The organism is Laspinema palackyanum D2c (assembly GCF_025370875.1).
Lineage (GTDB): Bacteria > Cyanobacteriota > Cyanobacteriia > Cyanobacteriales > Laspinemataceae > Laspinema > Laspinema palackyanum.
Map to the genome: position 1 here is coordinate 58997 of NZ_JAMXFD010000014.1, position 18178 is coordinate 77174.

Below are 18178 nucleotides of genomic sequence, written 5' to 3' on the forward strand. Positions count from 1 at the left end.
CAGAGTCGAGAATTTGAGTTTGTTAAAACCGGCAACAGGAGACCTATTTTCCAGGGCTAACCCTGGAGGGTAAATCCCTTGGGGAATGCTGATTTAGGGTTGGCTTCTGAATTAAACACGCTTCTTTGTTGCTCCTGGATTAACAATGACTACAAAAAAGACCCTCCGATGGGAGTGTCTGGCTCCTGGGAATGGATACTCTACCGATTGTACCTGCGATCATGACGATTTGGCAGCAATCCCGGGAAAGCGGGAAGGGCGATCGCCCCGGGTGTTTTCAAAAGGACTGAATCCTCTTGTTGCCCTATTTGTCCGGTTGATTGGGACTCGGGGTTAGAACCCACAGGGAACTCAGGTCCAGTCCAACTCAAGCAGGCTGTGGTTATTCTATGACTGAGGATTATATTTTCTCATGTTTGGGGTGGCTTTGGAGGAGAGAGACAGATTTGCGATCGCCCAAAAAGCCAGAGTCTAGGATCCACCGAGGACTAGGGTCCGGATCCGATTCATTTGCCCCAGAGGGTCCAAGGCAAGTTTTCTTCCCAGGAATTTCCCCCTCCTTGAGGTCCCTCTCCCCATGAGGGTTCCGTCTTCTCCCGGAATCATTCAGCCCGCTGTTTGCTCCGATTTGACCCCTTCAAACAATCCCTCCGACTTGTTTATTCGAGGACCATCTGCACCTCAATCTCCATTGGAACTCCAGAATTCCGGTTAAGATTCTCCCCCTTTATTTTCTCCGTGCTAGGATACTTTATTTTAAAATTAATCTCATCCCTCCTCAGAGAGAATCCCCTCACCCAATTATTCATATTTAGAGCAGAGAACTGTAATAGATGAAGAATTTTCTTCCTAGACTCTCCATTTAGAGATAGAGGGCATGGGCACATCTTAATTCACCCATAAATTCATCAGTCTAATTAAACAATTCTGGGTTAGCGGGAGAAGATTTTGATTCGATTAGATAAAATAGACGGTTTATGACCCAGGTTCATCCCTTGGGTAGAAACTGAAGGATAAATCAGTCGCTAACCTGGTTATTTAGGTGAGGAGGATTGATCCCACAAGTTAACCCTAGCGTTGTGGTTGAATTTAATAAAAAGGTCAAATAAAAAACTGCCCTCCCCCTAAAGAAGTAGAATTTCATCCCAAGGAAATCAAATGTTTTATCACGTCAAAGAATTACAATTTAATGCGCGGGTATCCAAGCCCGACCCCCGCTTTGCGACCTTACTGCTAGAACAGTTTGGCGGTCCTAACGGAGAACTAGCGGCCGCGATGCAGTATTTTGTCCAGGCATTTGCAGCAAGGCAGGCTTATCCGGACAAATACGATATGTTGATGGATATTGCCTCGGAAGAGTTTAGCCATTTAGAGATTGTCGGTGCCTTGGTGACGATGTTGTTGGATGGCATCAATGGCGACCTGAAAAACGCGGCGGAAAACAGCGAAATGATGCAATTTCTGGGTACAGACAAGAGCGGACGCGAGGACCTGATCCATCAACTGGCGATGACGGGACCGCAATTGTTAGCAGTATCTGGCGGGGGTCCAACGGTCACGAATAGCCAAGGTGTGCCTTGGTCAGGAACTTATGTCAATGCGAATGGGGATTTGACAGTTGATTTGCGATCGGATTTGGCTGCTGAATCTCGGGCCAAAATTGTCTATGAATATTTGATGCAATTTACCGATGATCCGGACGTGAAAGATACCCTGCGCTTCTTAATGACGCGGGAAGTTTCTCACTACAAAATGTTCGCGGCAGCCTTAGAAACCATCGAACCGAATTTCCCACCGGGAGTGCTACAAGCTGACCCGCGTTACAGTCATTTGTACTTTAATATGTCCAATGGCACCAGTGCTCGTGGACCTTGGAATGAAGGTCAAGGGTCTTGGCCCGATGGGGAAAATTGGGTGTATGTGGATGACCCCCTCGATTATGTGGTGAAAACAGAAGGAATGACCCGCAATCAAACCAGTGAGGGAACGAATCTGACGGAAGAACAGGTGTTCAAAAAGGAACAAGAACTGAGTATGAAGCGTTCTGCGGAGGTGAAATCGGCCAGCCCGAACGGACCGAATCAGTGGTCTTCCTACCCACAAACCGAGCTGAGTAGTCCGAAATCGCCGACGATATAAGCAACAGGGGGCGGATGGTTCCGTAAGACAACCGGCGGGGGTTAAAACCCCCGCCTAACAGCTAAAGTCGGTTGAAACCGACTGAAAACACCACTGTATCAGGCTTGCAGACAACCGGCGGGTTGCGACAACCGGCGGGGGTTAAAACCCCCGCCTAACAGCTAAAGTCGGTTGAAACCGACTGAAAACACCACTGTATCAGGCTTGCAGTCGTCTTTAGACGACTTGAGCTATTAGGCGGGGGTTTTAACCCCCGCCGTAGAGGCGCTTCCAAAAGCGCCTCTACAGGCTAAAAGTTCAAACCCCTATAGGTGTTGAGAATGGTGCAAGATGTCAGTTAAAACCGACTAAAAACACCATCCGATAAGACGAGCAGTCGTCTTTAGACGACTAGAACTGTTAGGCCGCCCATCGTTTTAAACCCCCCCGGTCTTGCTTATGGGGTAACGTTTTTAGTTGGTTTTTAACTGCCTGTAGGGGCGCTTCAAGAAGCGCCCCTACAGGCGTGGGATTTGTCCCCCGCCGGATCTGGATGTGAACACAACATGGGCTAACCAGCCGATCGCCTCTTTCAGAAATTATCAAAATCCCGATCGCCCCCCTCAATTCAAACCCTAATTTATAGAAACCCTGATTAATCATGCAAACTTATTCCCCGATCGCCCCCTTGGAGAACGCACCTGATCCCCAAACCCTAGGCGAAAACTTAAACCCTGTGGCACCGATTGAAATCACCTACTATACCGACCCCCTCTGTTCCTGGAGTTGGGCCGTGGAACCCCAGTGGCGACGCTTGCGCTACGAATTTGGCGATCGCCTGGTCTATCGTTACTCAATGGGAGGACTCCTCCGGGATTGGCAACAATTTAGCGACCCCCTCAACCATATTTCCCGTCCCATACAGATGGGTCCAGTTTGGATCCAGGTGCGACACCTGACGGGAATGCCCATTGATGAGAAAATCTGGGTCAAGAACCCCCCGACTTCCTCCTATCCCGCTTGTATTGCGGTGAAAGCGGCCTCACAACAAGGCCCCGGCGTTGCAGAGTCCTATTTGCGGCGACTGCGCGAGGCGGTGATGTTAGAGGGCCGCAATATAGCTCAAAGGGAGATTCTGCTAGAATTGGGGGCGGAATTGAAGCCGGAACTCGGGTTTGATGGCGATCGCTTTGCGCGGGATTTGGACCATCCCGATTCTGTAGAAGCATTCCGCCAGGACCTGAAAGAAATGCGCTATTGCGGGATTGCCCGGTTTCCCAGCATCATGCTACGCCCGAACTCGGGACGATCGCTGCTGATGATGGGATATCGACCCTATTCCGTCCTGCGAGATGCCATCGCCCAAATTGCACCGGATCTCGAACCTGAGCGATCGGTCACCGATGCGATCGCATATCTCACCCATTGGGAAACCATCACCGTTCCCGAGCTGGCCGTTGCCCTTAATCTGAATATAGAAGCAGCAACCATCCTGCTTGATGAAGCAGTCCACCGGGGACAACTGGAAAAAGCCGGGTTCCTGTATCGCAACACTGGGGGACCGGCTTAAATCATAAACGCTTCCCCCTGGCGATCGTGCCATTGATGGTGAGTTCGTTCGGAAATCAGGGGTTGTATCCGCAACTTCAGGGGAGACCCCTCCAGGACATCAACACGCAAAAAGGAGTAGGGGCGCTCCTTATGGGAACCCCGACCCTTGCGCCCGAGAAACAATTTTGATCGGGCCACCAGGCGTTCCTCCTCACTTTCGGGGAACATCTCCTTTAAGTCCGAACCCTCCTCTCGCTGACGGCGCAAACTATATCCGCTACCGCCACAGACAATCCAATTAATATGGGAGTCTGCGTGTCCCGTATCTCCCGTTTGTAAATACTCCAGACAGTGAGCATGACCCGTCAGTACCAGGTCCACAAGGGGTCGTCCTTGGGTTTTGTCCCCCACTTCCTGCGCCACTTGATCTAAAACCCACCGGAGTTGACGGCGAATGGCAAGGGTCTGACCTTGGTCCCATTTGGTTTCCTCGGTCACATAGGGGGGATGGTGGAAATACAGGATTCGTCCCCGCACTTCCTCCGTGTTCCAAGAGTGAATCAGCCGTTGTTTGAACCAATTCAGTTGTTCAATATCGGTGACGGTGTTTTCATTGGATTCCAGTTGTTTCTCAATATCGAGTTGCATTTCTTCGATCTGCTCTAACTTCGTTTCGAGATCATCGAGTTGCTCGGCATGATGGGGATTATCGGGGTTAAATTCTTTCGATCGCGTGGTGAGTTCGACCTCCTGCTGTTCCAATTCATCCCGGCGTTTTTCCAGCAATTGCCGGTATTGATGCCCTTCTTTGGTGTCAGGAAGGGGGGGTGGTTCATTAAAGGTATTGGAGTCTAGGGCAAAAAAGTCGATGCCACCATAGCGAAAGGTATAATAGCGATTCGGTAATCGGGTAAACTCGCCGGGTTGATATCGTAAACAGCGTCCGGTGTCGGTTTGGGCGGTGTAATGGCGATCAAAATGAGCGCCGAGTTGGAAGTCGGGAATGTCCTTGAGGTAGTCGAGAAAGGCTCGGGCGTAAGCTTTACCTTGCTCAGAACCATGCCATCCCACATCGAGATTGAAGTGGCCTCGCAGCAGATGGCGCAAGGGTTGGGCCGCTTGGGCGATCGCCCCGTACAATAGGGGGATGTCGTAGTAATCGTGGTTACCCGGGACGGGGAGAATCGGCAGTTTGAACACCATTTTGTTGTAGGCAATGCGATCGGGATGTTCTCCACCTACGATAAATTCCCGATAGGGTTCGATGAAGTTTTGGGGGTAATATTCGCTAGAACCTACGAGATAAATCACATCGCCGGTATGGAGAATAAAGCGGCAGTTGTCCTGGTGTTGGAGCATCTGTTTGGCGAGTTGGCGTTGGGGGTTGTTTTTGATGTGGCGTCCGGATCCGCTATCCCCAATGACCAAAAAGGAAAACTCGCGATCGCCTGATTTCCCGTCATCGAGCTCAAAGCGGGTGCGATCGATCCCTTTAGACAGCGGCAGGGGATGTTGCGATCGCAATCGGGTTTTCATTTTCTCTATTTTAACCGCCGTCGTGGGATCCGAGACGAATTTCATAACTCCTTAATTCCTGTGGATTTATATTTTTTCTGCGGTTTCGATCGTAGCCCTACCCACAGACAAAGCACATCTACCGAAATATAGAAGCAGGCATCCGATCGCCTAAGTTGCGGGTATTCGCAGGCCACCCCGAATCGCCCTTAAGTGGGACAGAAACTAGGCTCACAATGAGCGGTGTTAGTCACTTGGGCCAGTGAGCCCGATGTGATGCAAATAAGTACGCCGTTCAAACCGACTCTCTTGGCGTTGGGGGCTGTCCTCAAGGAGAGACCCTCCCCTTGTCTATTCCTTTAGATAGTTGACAGCACTTGAAACTCTCGGATACAAGCATAATAGTGAAGCGTGGAAAACTTGGGCAGGGAGGGCCTCCCCAGTGTCCAACAAACGATGGAATCCGTAAGTTCAGATGACTTATCCCTGTAGCGAATCCATGAAGAGGTTAAACCATGCCGGAGATTTCTATTATTATTCCTGCCTATAATGCGGAATCGACCATTATAGAAACAATTGAATCAGTTTGACAGCAAACGTTTACTGATTTTGAAATCCTCCTGATTAATGATGGATCGCTAGATCGCACCCAAACCTTGGTAGAGGCTATTCCCGACCCGCGTGTACAGGTTTTTACCTATCCCAATGGTGGCGTTTGTACTGCCAGAAATCGGGGAATTTCCCTGGCAAAGGGAAAATATATTGCTTTTCTTGATGCCGATGACTTATGGACCCGAGATAAGTTAGAACTGCAATGGGCGGCCCTCCAGGAAAATTCCCAAGCAGGTGTGGCTTATAGTTCCACTTGTTTGATGAATATGAATTCTCATCAAGGGTTTCCTACCTTTCATCCGACAGGGACAGCGGAATGGGGGGGGAGAGTGTATGAAAAGTTATGAGTGCAGAATTTTATTCATAGCGGATCTAATCCTTTAATTCGTCGAGAGGCGATCGCCTCCGTGGGTGAATTTGATATCGCCTGTGCTAGTTCTGCGGACTGGGACTATTGGCTACGACTGGCGAATAATTGGCCCTTTGTTGCCGTGCCAAAATACCAAATTCTGTATCGGCGAAGACCTGGATCAATGTCATCGGATGTGGAACGGATCAAACGAGAATCTTTACTGACACTGGACAAAGCGTATGAAGCAGCACCCCCAGAATTAAAACCCCTTAAAAGAGAAACTTTGACTAATTTTCATAAATATTTTGCAGAACTTTATTTAGAGCAAATCAATGATGAGCAGGCTGTTCAGAAAGCTCGCCAGCATTTACAAGAAGCGATTTCCATCCAACCCAAAATTTTCGGGGAACGCTCAACCCAAAGACTGGCTATGCGTTTGCTGATTAAACAAATATTCCCCCAGTCCCTAGCTAATTACCTGTTGCAGTCCATCCGAAAATCTCTGACGATATCAGACCCTAGGTTAACATCCTCGTCTTAAACTCAATTCTGGGAAGACTAGCCTACAATTATCCGATTTTTTAGAGGATATTTGTTACCCCCAAAAAAAAAATAAGAATTAATTGGTGTATGATTTCCAAAAAAATAAAGTCTATATTTTCAGGAGAATATATCCGAAATGTCGGCTGGTTGGGGGGAGCCGAATTGTGCAATCGCGTCTTTCGTTTAGCCACAACGGTTACCCTAGCGCGGACCTTTAGTACAGAAGACTATGGACTGATGGCGATCGTTTATAGTGTGGTCGAATTAGCCAATGTCTTTACCCTGCGGCAAGGGATTGGGGCGAAAATTATTCAAGCCGATCGCCAAGATATCCAAGTGATTAGCAATACCTCCTACTGGCTAAACTGGATGTTATGTATTTTCATCTTTTTTGCCCAGGCGATCGGGGCTTTTGTTATTTCTAAATTGTACCACAATGACCGCTTAATTTTACCCGTCACCACCGCAGGCATCATTTATCTCATGATGCCGCTTTATTTAATTCATTCTGCCCTGATTCAACGCCAAAATCGTCTCAAAATCATTGCCTTATGTAATGGTATCCAATCCTTCTTGTCAAATATTATTACCGTAACTTTAGCTTTAATGGGGTTTGGAATCTGGGCGATCGTCTGGCCAATGGTTTTAACCACCCCCGTCTGGATTATCATAAGCTGGAAATATCAATCATGGCGGCCTCCGACCTCTTTTAAACTCACCCAGTGGCAAGAAATTACTACCTTTGGCGGCAATCTGTTAGGCATTGAACTCTTGGGACGGGTGAGGGGAAGCCTCGATTACCTAATTATTGGACACTTCCTGGGCATCGATGCCTTGGGACTCTACTATTTTGCCTTTAATGCGGGATTAGGCATTAGCCTAAATGTTATCAATGCCTTTAATTCCGCACTTTTCCCTTATTTTTGTCAAGTTCAAACTCAACTGGCTCAACTGAAACACCGCTTTTGGAGTAGTCTCAAAAAAACTTATCTCGTGATCACCCCTTTGATTCTATTACAGGCCAGTTTAGCCCCCTTTTATGTTCCCATCATTTTTGGAGAACAATGGAAACCCGCTATTCCCATTTTAATCCTAATATGCTTATCAGCCCTGCCTTTATCCTTAGCAATTTCGTGTTTTTATCTCCTCAATGCCACAGGTAGACCGCATATTAGCCTGTACTGGAATATCGGATTCACCCTCTTGTTTGCCCTGTTTATTTTAGTGGCAGTTCAAGGGGGAATTGTCTGGGTCGCTGTGGCGGTGTTGCTGTATCAGTTTGTAACAGTTCCTCCTTTCATGATGTGGTGTCTTAACTATGTATTTAAAAACCAGGTTAAGGCTTCCAACTCCCCCTCATAAGTCCATGAATAGTCCCTTTAATTGGAGGCTTCAAAAATGCCAATAATTTCCATCATCATCCCGGCTTATAACGCCGAAACAACTATTTTAGAAACTTTAAATTCGGTTCAAAATCAGACCTTTTTGGATTGGGAAGCGATTGTCATAGATGATGGTTCTACCGATTGCACCAGGCAGATTGTCAATGGAATGAACGACCCGAGAATTCAGGTATTTTCCTATCCCAATGCTGGGGTAGCGATGGCCCGAAATCAAGGACTTATGAAGGCAACCGGAGACTATATTGCCTTTCTGGATGCCGATGATTTATGGATTCCCGATAAATTAGAACTGCAACTGAGGGCTTTACAAGACCATCCCGAGGCAGGAGTTGCCTATAGTTGGAATTATTACCAGTATGAAAATCCATCGGATTCTTATGCGGATATTTCCCAAAGGTTTGAAGGCAACGTTTATGCAGATTTGTTGATTAAAAACTTTCTTCAAAATGGGTCAAACCCTTTAGTAAGAAAAGAAGCGATCGCCTCGGTGGGACTCTTTGACCCCACCATCAAATCTTGTGAAGATTGGGACTATTATTTACGACTGGCCCGCAACTGGCCCTTTGTTTTAGTCCCAAAAGTCCAAGTGATCTATCGACAATCTTCCGATTCCGTTAGTTCTAATATTGAAGTCATGGAGGATTATCTGTTGCTGTTAATCAATCGCACCTTTGAATCAGTCCCTCAAGAATTAAAGCCGTTGAAAAAACAAAGCATCTCCTGGGTTTATAAATATGTGGCGCATCACTATTTTACCCGAAAAAATATCACTTTTACTCAATTGCAATTAGTGGCAAAAAATTTGATGAAAGCCGTTCTTTTTTATCCCCCTCATTTTGGGGATGAGTACACTCAGTATATGGCAAAAGGAATTATGGACCGCTTTATAGAAAAACTCCAAAAACGACTCGGTTTTCTCAAACCGGCTAAATTTTAAGGGACCCTACTCCTTCCATTTTTTACTAAACCCACTGTAACTTTTGAATTCAATTTAAAAACTATGTCAACAATTTCCATCATCCTCCCTGCCTACAATGCCGAACAAACCCTCATCGAAACCATAGAGTCTGTTCAAACTCAAACCTATTCCGATTGGGAACTTATCGCCATTGATGATGGTTCGACTGATAATACCCTCAACCTCCTCAAGGAAATTCAAGACCCCCGGATTCAAGTCTTTTCCTATCCCAACGGGGGAGTTTCTATGGCTCGAAATCGGGGTATTACTCATGCAACGGGAGAGTATATTGCTTTTCTGGATGCCGATGATTTATGGACCGAGGATAAATTAGAGCTACAATTAGCCGCCTTAAAAAACAATCCCCAGGCTGGAGTTGCGTATAGTTGGGTGGTGTATTTTAACCCGGAACGAAACCAGCGATATCCGAGTATTCCCCTCCATTTTGAAGGGAATGTTTATGCGGATTTATTACTCACTAATTTTTTGGCAAATGGTTCCAATCCCTTAATTACCCGAGAAGCGATCGCCTCGGTGGGAGAGTTTGATTCCGCCTTCCCCCACTGTGCCGACTGGGACTATTATCTCCGTCTCGCTGATGAATGGCCGTTTGTGGTGGTTCCCAAACATCAAGTTTTCTATCGCCAATCTTCTGGGTCAATGTCTTCCAAAGTGGATGATATCGAACACCAACTTTTGAAGATGTTTGACAAACATTTTACCACAATTTCTCCTGTGGAATATCATCGCCTACAACCTCAAAGTTTAGCCTCGGTGTATCAATATTGCGCTCACAAATATTTGGAATATGAACGCGATCGCACCGATGTAGATCAAGCAGTCCAGAAATTAACCAAAGCCATTCGCCTACATCCTCCAGTTTTTTTTAATGACTATAACCGATCGCTCGTCCGATGGTTGGTGAAGCGGTGGATTGTCACTCGCATTTCCCCCCGTCCCAAACCGTCAATTTTATCCTAACAGTCCAGAAAAACCCACCCCCGATGACCACCTCATGTGATATCATTGACTTAAAACTCCAGGTTGGCACAGAGGAAGGCGATCGCACTTTCCCATTGCACCGTTTGATGGAGAAGATGACGCTGGAATGCTTCCGCCACTGCCTGCACCTCACTCCCTGAGAGCATCTGTGCCAATCGGTCCCCATAGCTGGGTTTTTCCGACTTGGAGGGAGTAAACCAGCGCTCAAGCATGGCAGAAGTAATCTGTAATTCCTGGTGCGATCGCTCGATTTGCAACTGCACCTGAAACCCTACAGATTCTAAATCCCGTTGCAAATCTGCGGCATCCCAATTCACCATCGGGTCCGTAGAATCTTGATAAATTGCCTCTTCTGCTGCCATCAGGCGATCGCCTAAATTTCCCTTGAGTCCTTTCCCTCCTAACAACCGATATAAACGCTGAGTATAACGTGGCAGGGTTTCCCCTAACACTAACCCGGACGACTCCGACAACAAAGACACCAAACTCCCGGCGATCGCCCGTTTATCCCCTTCTCGAACCAAGGCATTTCGGCCCAGGATGCGGTCAAATTTGACCCCAGAGGCTTGTTTGTCCAGGGTTTCCCGGATGTGAGATGAAGACGCTGCCATCACCATCGGACGCATTAATTCCGGCAGGGATGCAGATTGTTCGATTAACGCTCTCACTTCCGATTCCTGACGGGCGATCGCATAAACTCCCCCTTCTGGGACTCGTCGAACTGCCTCCCAAGTGAGTAACCCACTTTGGGCGTTCAAATCCAGAATCAGATGATGCCGTTGGGGTTGTGCCATCTCAAATAGGCGATCGCGCACCTCTGTGAGGCGACTGCCGACTTGTCCCAACGTGCGCTGCAACCAGCGATCGGCAGTGCGATCGCCAGGACCATAAGTGAGAACTTCTGCCGGGGCCACCCCCACCCCTTCCACCATTGCCGCCAACTGCGCTTCCCTCCGTCGCGCCACCTGGGTGGCAATTTCTGCCTCCTTCCCCTGATTAGACGGTTGATAAAACACCTGTCCCTGCAAACTTTGGGGTAAATATTGCTGTTCCACCCAATGATCTCGATAGGCGTGAGGATACAAATATCCGGCACCATGTCCAAACCCCTTTTTATCCCGATTCGCATCCTTTAAATGGCTGGGAACCTCTGCCTCTCGTTCTTTTTCCACGGTTGCTAAGGCATCAAAAAAGGCCATAATACTGTTTGATTTAGGGGCAGTAGCTAAGTATAATGCCGCTTGGGCTAAATGATACCGTCCTTCTGGCATTCCCACGCGATCGAAGCTTTCTGCACAAGCATTCACTATCACCACGGCATTCGGATCCGCCAGTCCAATATCCTCACTGGCTAAAATCAACATCCGCCGGAAGATAAAACGCGGATCTTCCCCAGCATAGACCATTTTTGCTAACCAGTACAGGGCTGCATCCGGGTCAGAACCGCGTAAACTTTTAATAAAAGCACTGATGGTATCAAAGTGAGCATCGCCTTCTTTGTCATATAAAACCGCCCGTTTCTGGATGGATTCTTCCGCCACCTGCAAGGTGATGTGAATCTTTCCGGTGTCATCGGGGGGCGTGGTTTCCACCGCCAATTCTAAGGCATTCAACAGCGATCGCGCATCGCCATTGGCAACATCAACCAGATGAGCTGTTGCCTCTGGATCCAGATGGACCTGGAGATGTCCATATCCGCGATCGCTATCCCTTAAAGTTTGCTGACAAATCTGCTGTAAATCCTTGGGAGTCAGGGGAGTCAGTTGAAAAATCCGCGATCGACTAACTAAGGCTTTATTGACTTCAAAATAGGGGTTTTCTGTGGTTGCCCCAATCAAAATAACCGTACCGTTTTCTACCCAAGGTAAAAGCGCATCCTGTTGGGATTTATTAAACCGATGCACCTCATCGACAAATAAAATTGTCCGTTGGGACGATTCCTGGCGATGCTGTTGGGCAGTTGCGATCGCCTCCCGAATCTCTTTCACCCCAGAAAGCACCGCATTAATCGCAATAAACTGAGCTTGGGTACTATTAGCAATCACCCGCGCTAATGTAGTTTTTCCCGTCCCGGGAGGACCATAAAAAATCAAAGAAGAAAGTTGATCCGCCTGAATTGCCCGACGCAACAACCGTCCTTCTCCCAAAATATGGTCCTGTCCAATAAATTCCTCCAAAACCCGGGGTCGCATCCGCGCCGCTAATGGTGCATCTTTCTCAAGATTTGGTTGTGTTTTTGTCTTAAATTTCATTATCCCAATTAAAACCAATAAAAACACCAAATAAAGTCATTCTCTTAAGTTCGTAGTAACGACTTCAGTCGTTCCCTTAAGTTCGTAGTAACGACTTCAGTCGTTCCCTTAAGTTCGTAGTAACGACTTCAGTCGTTCTCTTGCACAATACCCCTTTGATCCCCCCAACCCCCCTTAAAAACGCCAATCGGCTTTTTAGAATATTTCACGACTGAAGTCGTTCTCTTCGTTCGTAGTAACGACTTCAGTCGTTTCCGGCACAAGAATCCTGCAAGTTGCAAAATATCAACCCCGATAATCAGAGTTCATCGGGTACAAACGGCTAACCGTTGAGGACCAATTGCCGGAAAGTAATCCTGAGTTAATCCCCAGACTTTGCACTCAAAACTGGCATTAACCCGCTTCCCACTGGAACGCACGATCGCCCAGTCACAATGGGGTAAAACTTCGTTTAAAAATGTTTCCGCACTCTTGAGAGAAGGAAAGCCAAAATAGTCCACCCAGGGTTGTCCGTCGGCGAGTAAAGAGACCCGGCGATCGCCCCTCTCGACCGTTTTCCAATTGGCAGTTTTAGGACAGGACTGTAACAGATGATGCCAAGCCTCTAAAACTGCAATGAGTTCCTCTTTTTTGAGGCTTCTCCAAGATTGGGGATTGCCCAAAATTTTTCCAATGATGCCAGGAGAAAATACCGTGCCTTTTTGACGGCGATGGATGACTGCTATCTCGTGGATCAACTGTTCTTTGCTCAGAGTGATAGCCATAATAGTTCAGGGGGAGTTCATCTTATCCCTGTTCTTATTTTAGCATAAAGTTTCTGGGAATTCCCAGATTAGCCCTTAGAAAACCTTAGCGTTTGATGTAAATGGATGACCCTTGATTTTCATCATCGGTCCCGAAAATTTTGCCGCCAGAAAGACCGGGTAAAAATTCTAAGGCTTCTATTTTATGACCATTAAGGCGATAGAGAGGAGCTAGAGAAGAAGCCGGACGAAATTCAATCGCGTTGCCGTTCATCGAGAACAAGCCAGCGGCGTAAACAGCGGAATCAAAAGGTCCATCATCTCCGGGGTCGCCAGAGGAAGTGATATAGAGAATGCCCGCATTATTAACTTTGATGTCACTAATGTGACGAACAGATTCCTCGGGCCAAGGAACGGTAATCGCAGCCGATCCTTGAACCGAGATTTGATATCCGTTCCAGTCAAACCAGCCCCAATAAAGTACCCCTGAATCATCGGGACTACCGCGATGACCCCAAACGGCTAACAATTGCCCATTAATCAGGTGTAAATCAAAGCCTTCTAAATTAGTATTTTCCGGCAAATCTGGAAGAGAAAAGATTTGGCGCAGTTGAATTGTTCCAGTGGAATCGAGGGTGAAATGATAGACTCGTCCGAAACTGGTGACTGCCATAAAAGCGGAGTCCTGAGTGCCGGGGACAAGGGCGATCGCCTCTAAATCGATCGGCCATTCTTCGCCATCAGGCCACTGCAGGGGTAAATAATCTAAAGAATCTTGTCCGCGAACCGTTAAAATAGCGATACGACCGTCGCTCTCTATTTTATTGTCATGGACGATCACAAAGCAAGTGGCTGGGGGACATCCCATCTCCTCAAGAGAGTTTTCAACTAAGGCGATGCCACTAATGCCAAAAAGAATGCCCGTTTTAACGGGACGCCACTGTGCCGAGGCGGACAGCAGTGCGATTAAAAAAACCAGAACTGTGGTGGCAGCAGCGAGGAAGAAGGGCGGAACTTTACGCATTTGAAACCTCTCCAACGATAGTATTTCCCGTGAGGGGTGGTTAGGATGAAGGCGATCGCCGATTGCACCCGGGGAAAATCCCAGAGTTGGACCTATCCCCGGTGGGATGAACAACCCGGGATAGTGGTATCCGGGGGGAAATTTACCCCATTAAGCGATTGAGCTTTGAGGGACTAGACTCTATAAACCGACCTAGAGTTCTGATGGGACAACCCACAAGATGACAGCCCTAGGGCAGAAAGGTACCTCCGGAGTAATACAATATCACTAGAGAATGAAGAGATTAGACCTCAATTTTCGCAAGCCTTCCCAAACAACCCAGGATAAGTCAAGATAAACCCTGCAATTGAGGAAGACACTGCGCCGAATTATTAAATGCCTTTAATTTATGCTTGAAAGTACCGCTTTTTCTGTACAGTTAGCCATTGACCGCCATCCGTTAACCGTCACGCCAGATACTCCAGTTAGCTCGGCGATCGTGCTGATGAGCCAGGTACAATCGAGCTGCGCGATCGTGGTTGCAGCCGATAAAATCCTGGGTATATTTACGGAAAGGGATGTGGTGAAATTGACGGCACAGACTGGCGATCTCAACATCGACTCATTCACCAAAGCGTTTAGTAAACAACCGATTTCTGCATTAATGACCTCTAGGCCGTTTATTTTACAGGAGGAGCATCTTCCGAATCTCGTCACCCTCTTGGATTTGTTGCGTCAAAAACAGATTCGCCATGTGCCCATCGTGGATCCTGATGAGAAATTAGTAGGAACGATTACTTACCAGAGCATTCGGGAAATTATCCAACCGGCAGATTGGATGCGCTTGAGACGAGTGGTGGAAGTGATGAACCCGAACGTGATTACGGCATCCCCGTCGGCATCGGTGTTGGAATTAGCCACCTTGATGAGCATCCATCGGGTCAGTTGCGTGGCGATCGCCCAGAATCGCCACCGGGATAATGCAATGCAGACCCCAGAAGTGCCCCCCATGCCAATCCCGATCGGAATTGTCACAGAACGGGATATCCTGCAACTACAGGCATTAGAACTCAATCTGAGAAAACTGACCGCTGCCGAGGTGATGAGTTCGCCCCTGCTGCTGGTGCAACCGACAGATTGTCTATGGACTGCTCATCGGTTAATGCGGGAGTATCGAGTCCGACGACTGGTCGTTGCCGATGAGGGGGATTCGTTACAGGGAATCATCACCCAAACCAGTTTACTGCAAGGATGTACACCGATTGAGATGGATGCAGCGATCGCCGCATTGCAGGGGTTAGTCGAAGAACGCACCACCGAACTCCAACAGGCGAATGAGCAATTACGACGGGAAATTTTAGAACGCCAACATACAGAAGCAGCCCTGCTTTTGTCCCAAGCGCGTTTGGCGGGAATCCTCGATAGTGCCGACGATGCGATTATTTCCATTGACGAAACTCACCGCATTCAACTGTTTAACCAAGGGGCCGAGAAAATCTTTGGTTACAGTGCAGCCGAGGTGATGGGACAACCCCTAGATCTCCTGATACCGGAAAATCTGCGTCAGAAGCATCGCCAGTATATTAAAAACTTCCGCGACACCCCGGAAGTATCCCGGACAATGGGGACGCGATCGCAAGTCTTCGGACGCCGCAAAGATGGGAGCAAATTTCCCGCAGAAGCCTCGATTTCCAAATTAGAAGTCGGTTCCGAACGGCTGTTTACGGTCATTTTACGCGATATTACCAGCCGAGTTGCGGCCCAAGAAGCCCTGCAATTGCAACTGGAACGAGAACGAGTCATGTCTGCCATGCGCGATCGCATTCGTTCTTCTCTCAATCTTAAAGAAATTCTCAACACCACCGTTGCCGAAGTTCGACCCTTTTTAAATACCGATCGCGTGATTATTTATCGTTTTCACCCCGATTGGAGTGGCAAAGTTGTCGTAGAATCTTGTGGCAATGGAACCCGAGAAATTCTCAACCTCACGATTCTCGACCCTTGCTTTGGGAAAACTCATGCCCAACTTTATCAAAAAGGACGCCTCAAAGCCACCTCGGATATTTATAGCGCCCCCATCAGTCCCTGTCATCGCAATTTATTAGCCCAGTTTCAAGTTAAAGCTAATTTAGTCGTGCCGATTTTATTAAATGAAGACTTTAGCCCCAATTCAGAAGAAGAATTAGTAGAACATTCCCCCGGCGAGAACAATCAACTCTGGGGATTGCTGATTGCTCATCACTGCCAAGGTCCCAGGCAGTGGCAGAATTGGGAAACGGAGTTTCTCCAACAATTAGCCACCCAGGTGGCGATCGCCATCCAACAATCCACCCTCTTTGAACAATTGCAAGCGGCAAATCAAGAATTACATCGCCTTGCCTCTCTCGATGGCTTAACTCAAGTCGCCAACCGTCGTTGTTTTGATGAATTTCTTCTTCAGGCATGGCGACGAAGCCCACCGGATCCCCTCTCCCTAATTTTGTGCGATATTGACTACTTCAAACCCTATAACGATACCTACGGACATCAAGCCGGTGACGAGTGCCTCCAACAAGTGGCAGCAGCCCTGGGTCAATGTATCAACCCCAAAAGCGAACTGATCGCCCGATATGGCGGAGAGGAATTTGCTGCCATTTTGCCCAATACCGACCTGAAAAATGCCTTAGAACTCGCCGAACGAATTAGGATGCAAGTGGCTGAATTACAGATTCCTCATGCTCAATCTCAAGTAAGTTCTTACATCACCATGAGTTTAGGGGTAGCAACCCTCACCCCCAGTTCCGAAACCACTCCCACCCAACTGATTGCCAATGCCGACGGAGCCCTCTATGTGGCTAAAGCGGAAGGACGCAATCGAGTTGTTTGCGCTTAATCAGGGATGTTCTTTCTCAAATCGCACCCCCCACTCGTGCATCGTCTCCAGAATCGGTCTGAGAGTCATCCCAAATTCCGTTAAAGAATACTCGACTTTGGGGGGAACCTGGGCATAAACCATCCGGTTAATAATCCCATCCCGTTCCAGTTCCCGCAGTTGCTGAGTCAGCATTTTTTGAGTAATTCCAGCCAAGGCGCGATGCAGTTCTCCAAACCGTTTTACTCCAGAAAATAGCTCTTGCAAAATCAAGACTTTCCATCGTCCCCCAATAATCGCTAAAGTTGTTTCCACTGGACATCCCACTTGTTTTTTGCCTTCCGCTTTTGCTTCCATTGTTACTTTTTGGGAACTAACCCACTTAAAAGTGCATACTTTACAAATCGACCTTACCCATTCTAAAGTAAGTCATAAGTAAAGTATCTAAATTCCATAAAACCTGTCGCGATCGCATTGGAGGAACCCATGTTAACCCTACGCAAAGCAGAAGAACGGGGACAAGGCAACTATGGCTGGCTCAAAACCTCTTATAGCTTTTCCTTTGCCAACTATTATGACCCTCAGTACATGGGATTTCGTGCACTGCGGGTGATTAACCAGGACTGGGTGAGTGGCGGGGGCGGCTTTCCCACCCATTCTCACCGCGATATGGAAATCGTCACCTATATCCTAGAAGGGGCGTTAGAACATAAAGATAGCATGGGAAACACATCCGTCATCCTTCCCGGGGAAGTCCAACGGATGAGTGCCGGGACGGGAGTTGCACATAGTGAGTTTAACCCTTCCCCAACCGAATCCGTGCATCTGTTGCAAATTTGGATGTTACCCGGCCAACAAGGACTCCCTCCCTCCTATGAACAGAAACACTATTCCGAGGCGGAAAAACGCGGCAAATTGCGGTTAATCGGGTCCTCAGATGGGCGGGAGGGTTCCGTCACCATTCATCAGGATTTGAATCTGTATGCCACCATCCTGCATGAGGGCGATCGCGTGGTGTATGAGATTCCTCCGAACCGTCATGCTTGGATACAAGTCGCCCGGGGTAGGCTTATCCTGAACAACCTGCCCCTAAAAACCGGGGATGGGGTCGCCTGTTCCGCCCCGGAAACCCTTACCCTAGTTGGGTCTGAGGAAGAGGCTGAAGTGCTGTTGTTTGACTTGGCTTAAGGGCCGAGGGACTGGAGGCAAAGCCTCCGGGAGAGCGTGACTGGGTTCTACCCAATCAACAACCGCTGGGGGTTAAAACCCCCAGCT

Annotated in this window: 13 protein-coding genes and 1 pseudogene; 9 read left to right on the forward strand and 5 right to left on the reverse strand. The window is 47.9% G+C overall.

Annotation, left to right across the window (positions count from 1 at the left end; translation table 11 throughout):
- Positions 1-145: 145 nt before the first annotated feature.
- The 3 genes from NG795_RS16790 (at position 146) to NG795_RS16800 (ending at position 3688) form a co-directional block, all read left to right on the forward strand.
- On the forward strand, positions 146-337 hold the full coding sequence (locus NG795_RS16790) for a hypothetical protein (RefSeq protein WP_367289798.1): 192 nt from the start codon (positions 146-148) through the stop codon (positions 335-337).
- Between the two features lie 821 nt (positions 338-1158).
- Complete coding sequence (locus NG795_RS16795) at positions 1159-2139, forward strand: manganese catalase family protein (RefSeq protein ID WP_367289799.1); 981 nt, start codon at positions 1159-1161, stop codon at positions 2137-2139.
- A 640-nt stretch (positions 2140-2779) separates the two neighbouring features.
- Positions 2780-3688 carry a DsbA family protein gene (locus NG795_RS16800; RefSeq protein WP_367289800.1) on the forward strand — a complete coding sequence of 303 codons (909 nt, stop codon included), beginning with the start codon at positions 2780-2782 and terminating at the stop codon, positions 3686-3688.
- Here NG795_RS16800 and NG795_RS16805 read toward each other — a convergent pair.
- Entirely contained in the window at positions 3685-5250 is a 1566-nt protein-coding gene (locus NG795_RS16805; protein WP_367289801.1) for a metallophosphoesterase family protein, read from the reverse strand. The genes NG795_RS16800 and NG795_RS16805 overlap by 4 nt on opposite strands.
- 539 nt (positions 5251-5789) lie before the next feature.
- Here NG795_RS16805 and NG795_RS16810 point away from each other — a divergent pair.
- The 4 genes and pseudogenes from NG795_RS16810 to NG795_RS16825 form a co-directional block, all read left to right on the forward strand.
- A pseudogene (locus tag NG795_RS16810) lies at positions 5790-6689 on the forward strand (glycosyltransferase); the annotation flags it as partial.
- A gap of 89 nt (positions 6690-6778) precedes the next feature.
- Positions 6779-8053, forward strand: coding sequence for a lipopolysaccharide biosynthesis protein (locus NG795_RS16815; protein WP_367289802.1), 1275 nt, complete (start codon positions 6779-6781; stop codon positions 8051-8053).
- 36 nt (positions 8054-8089) lie between these two features.
- Entirely contained in the window at positions 8090-9031 is a 942-nt protein-coding gene (locus NG795_RS16820) for a glycosyltransferase family 2 protein (RefSeq protein ID WP_367289803.1), read from the forward strand.
- Positions 9032-9094: 63 nt separating this feature from the next.
- On the forward strand, positions 9095-10033 hold the full coding sequence (locus NG795_RS16825; RefSeq protein WP_367289804.1) for a glycosyltransferase family 2 protein: 939 nt from the start codon (positions 9095-9097) through the stop codon (positions 10031-10033).
- A 50-nt stretch (positions 10034-10083) separates the two neighbouring features.
- On the opposite strand, the gene NG795_RS16830 is transcribed toward NG795_RS16825, so the two are convergent.
- The 3 genes from NG795_RS16830 to NG795_RS16840 all read right to left on the reverse strand — a co-directional run bounded on the left by NG795_RS16830 (position 10084) and on the right by NG795_RS16840 (position 14073).
- Entirely contained in the window at positions 10084-12306 is a 2223-nt protein-coding gene (locus tag NG795_RS16830) for an AAA family ATPase (protein WP_367289805.1), read from the reverse strand.
- A gap of 305 nt (positions 12307-12611) precedes the next feature.
- Entirely contained in the window at positions 12612-13070 is a 459-nt protein-coding gene (locus tag NG795_RS16835; protein ID WP_367289806.1) for a hypothetical protein, read from the reverse strand.
- 85 nt (positions 13071-13155) lie between these two features.
- Entirely contained in the window at positions 13156-14073 is a 918-nt protein-coding gene (locus NG795_RS16840) for a hypothetical protein (protein WP_367289807.1), read from the reverse strand.
- Positions 14074-14461: 388 nt separating this feature from the next.
- On the opposite strand from NG795_RS16840, the gene NG795_RS16845 reads away from it, so the two are divergent.
- Entirely contained in the window at positions 14462-16924 is a 2463-nt protein-coding gene (locus NG795_RS16845; RefSeq protein WP_367289808.1) for a diguanylate cyclase domain-containing protein, read from the forward strand.
- On the opposite strand, the gene NG795_RS16850 is transcribed toward NG795_RS16845, so the two are convergent.
- Positions 16925-17260: a winged helix-turn-helix transcriptional regulator gene (locus NG795_RS16850; RefSeq protein ID WP_367289809.1), complete on the reverse strand. Its 336-nt coding sequence runs from the start codon at positions 17258-17260 to the stop codon at positions 16925-16927.
- A gap of 129 nt (positions 17261-17389) precedes the next feature.
- Between NG795_RS16850 and NG795_RS16855 the strand changes: the two genes are divergently transcribed.
- Positions 17390-18091: a pirin family protein gene (locus tag NG795_RS16855; RefSeq protein WP_367289810.1), complete on the forward strand. Its 702-nt coding sequence runs from the start codon at positions 17390-17392 to the stop codon at positions 18089-18091.
- Positions 18092-18178 lie beyond the last annotated feature (87 nt).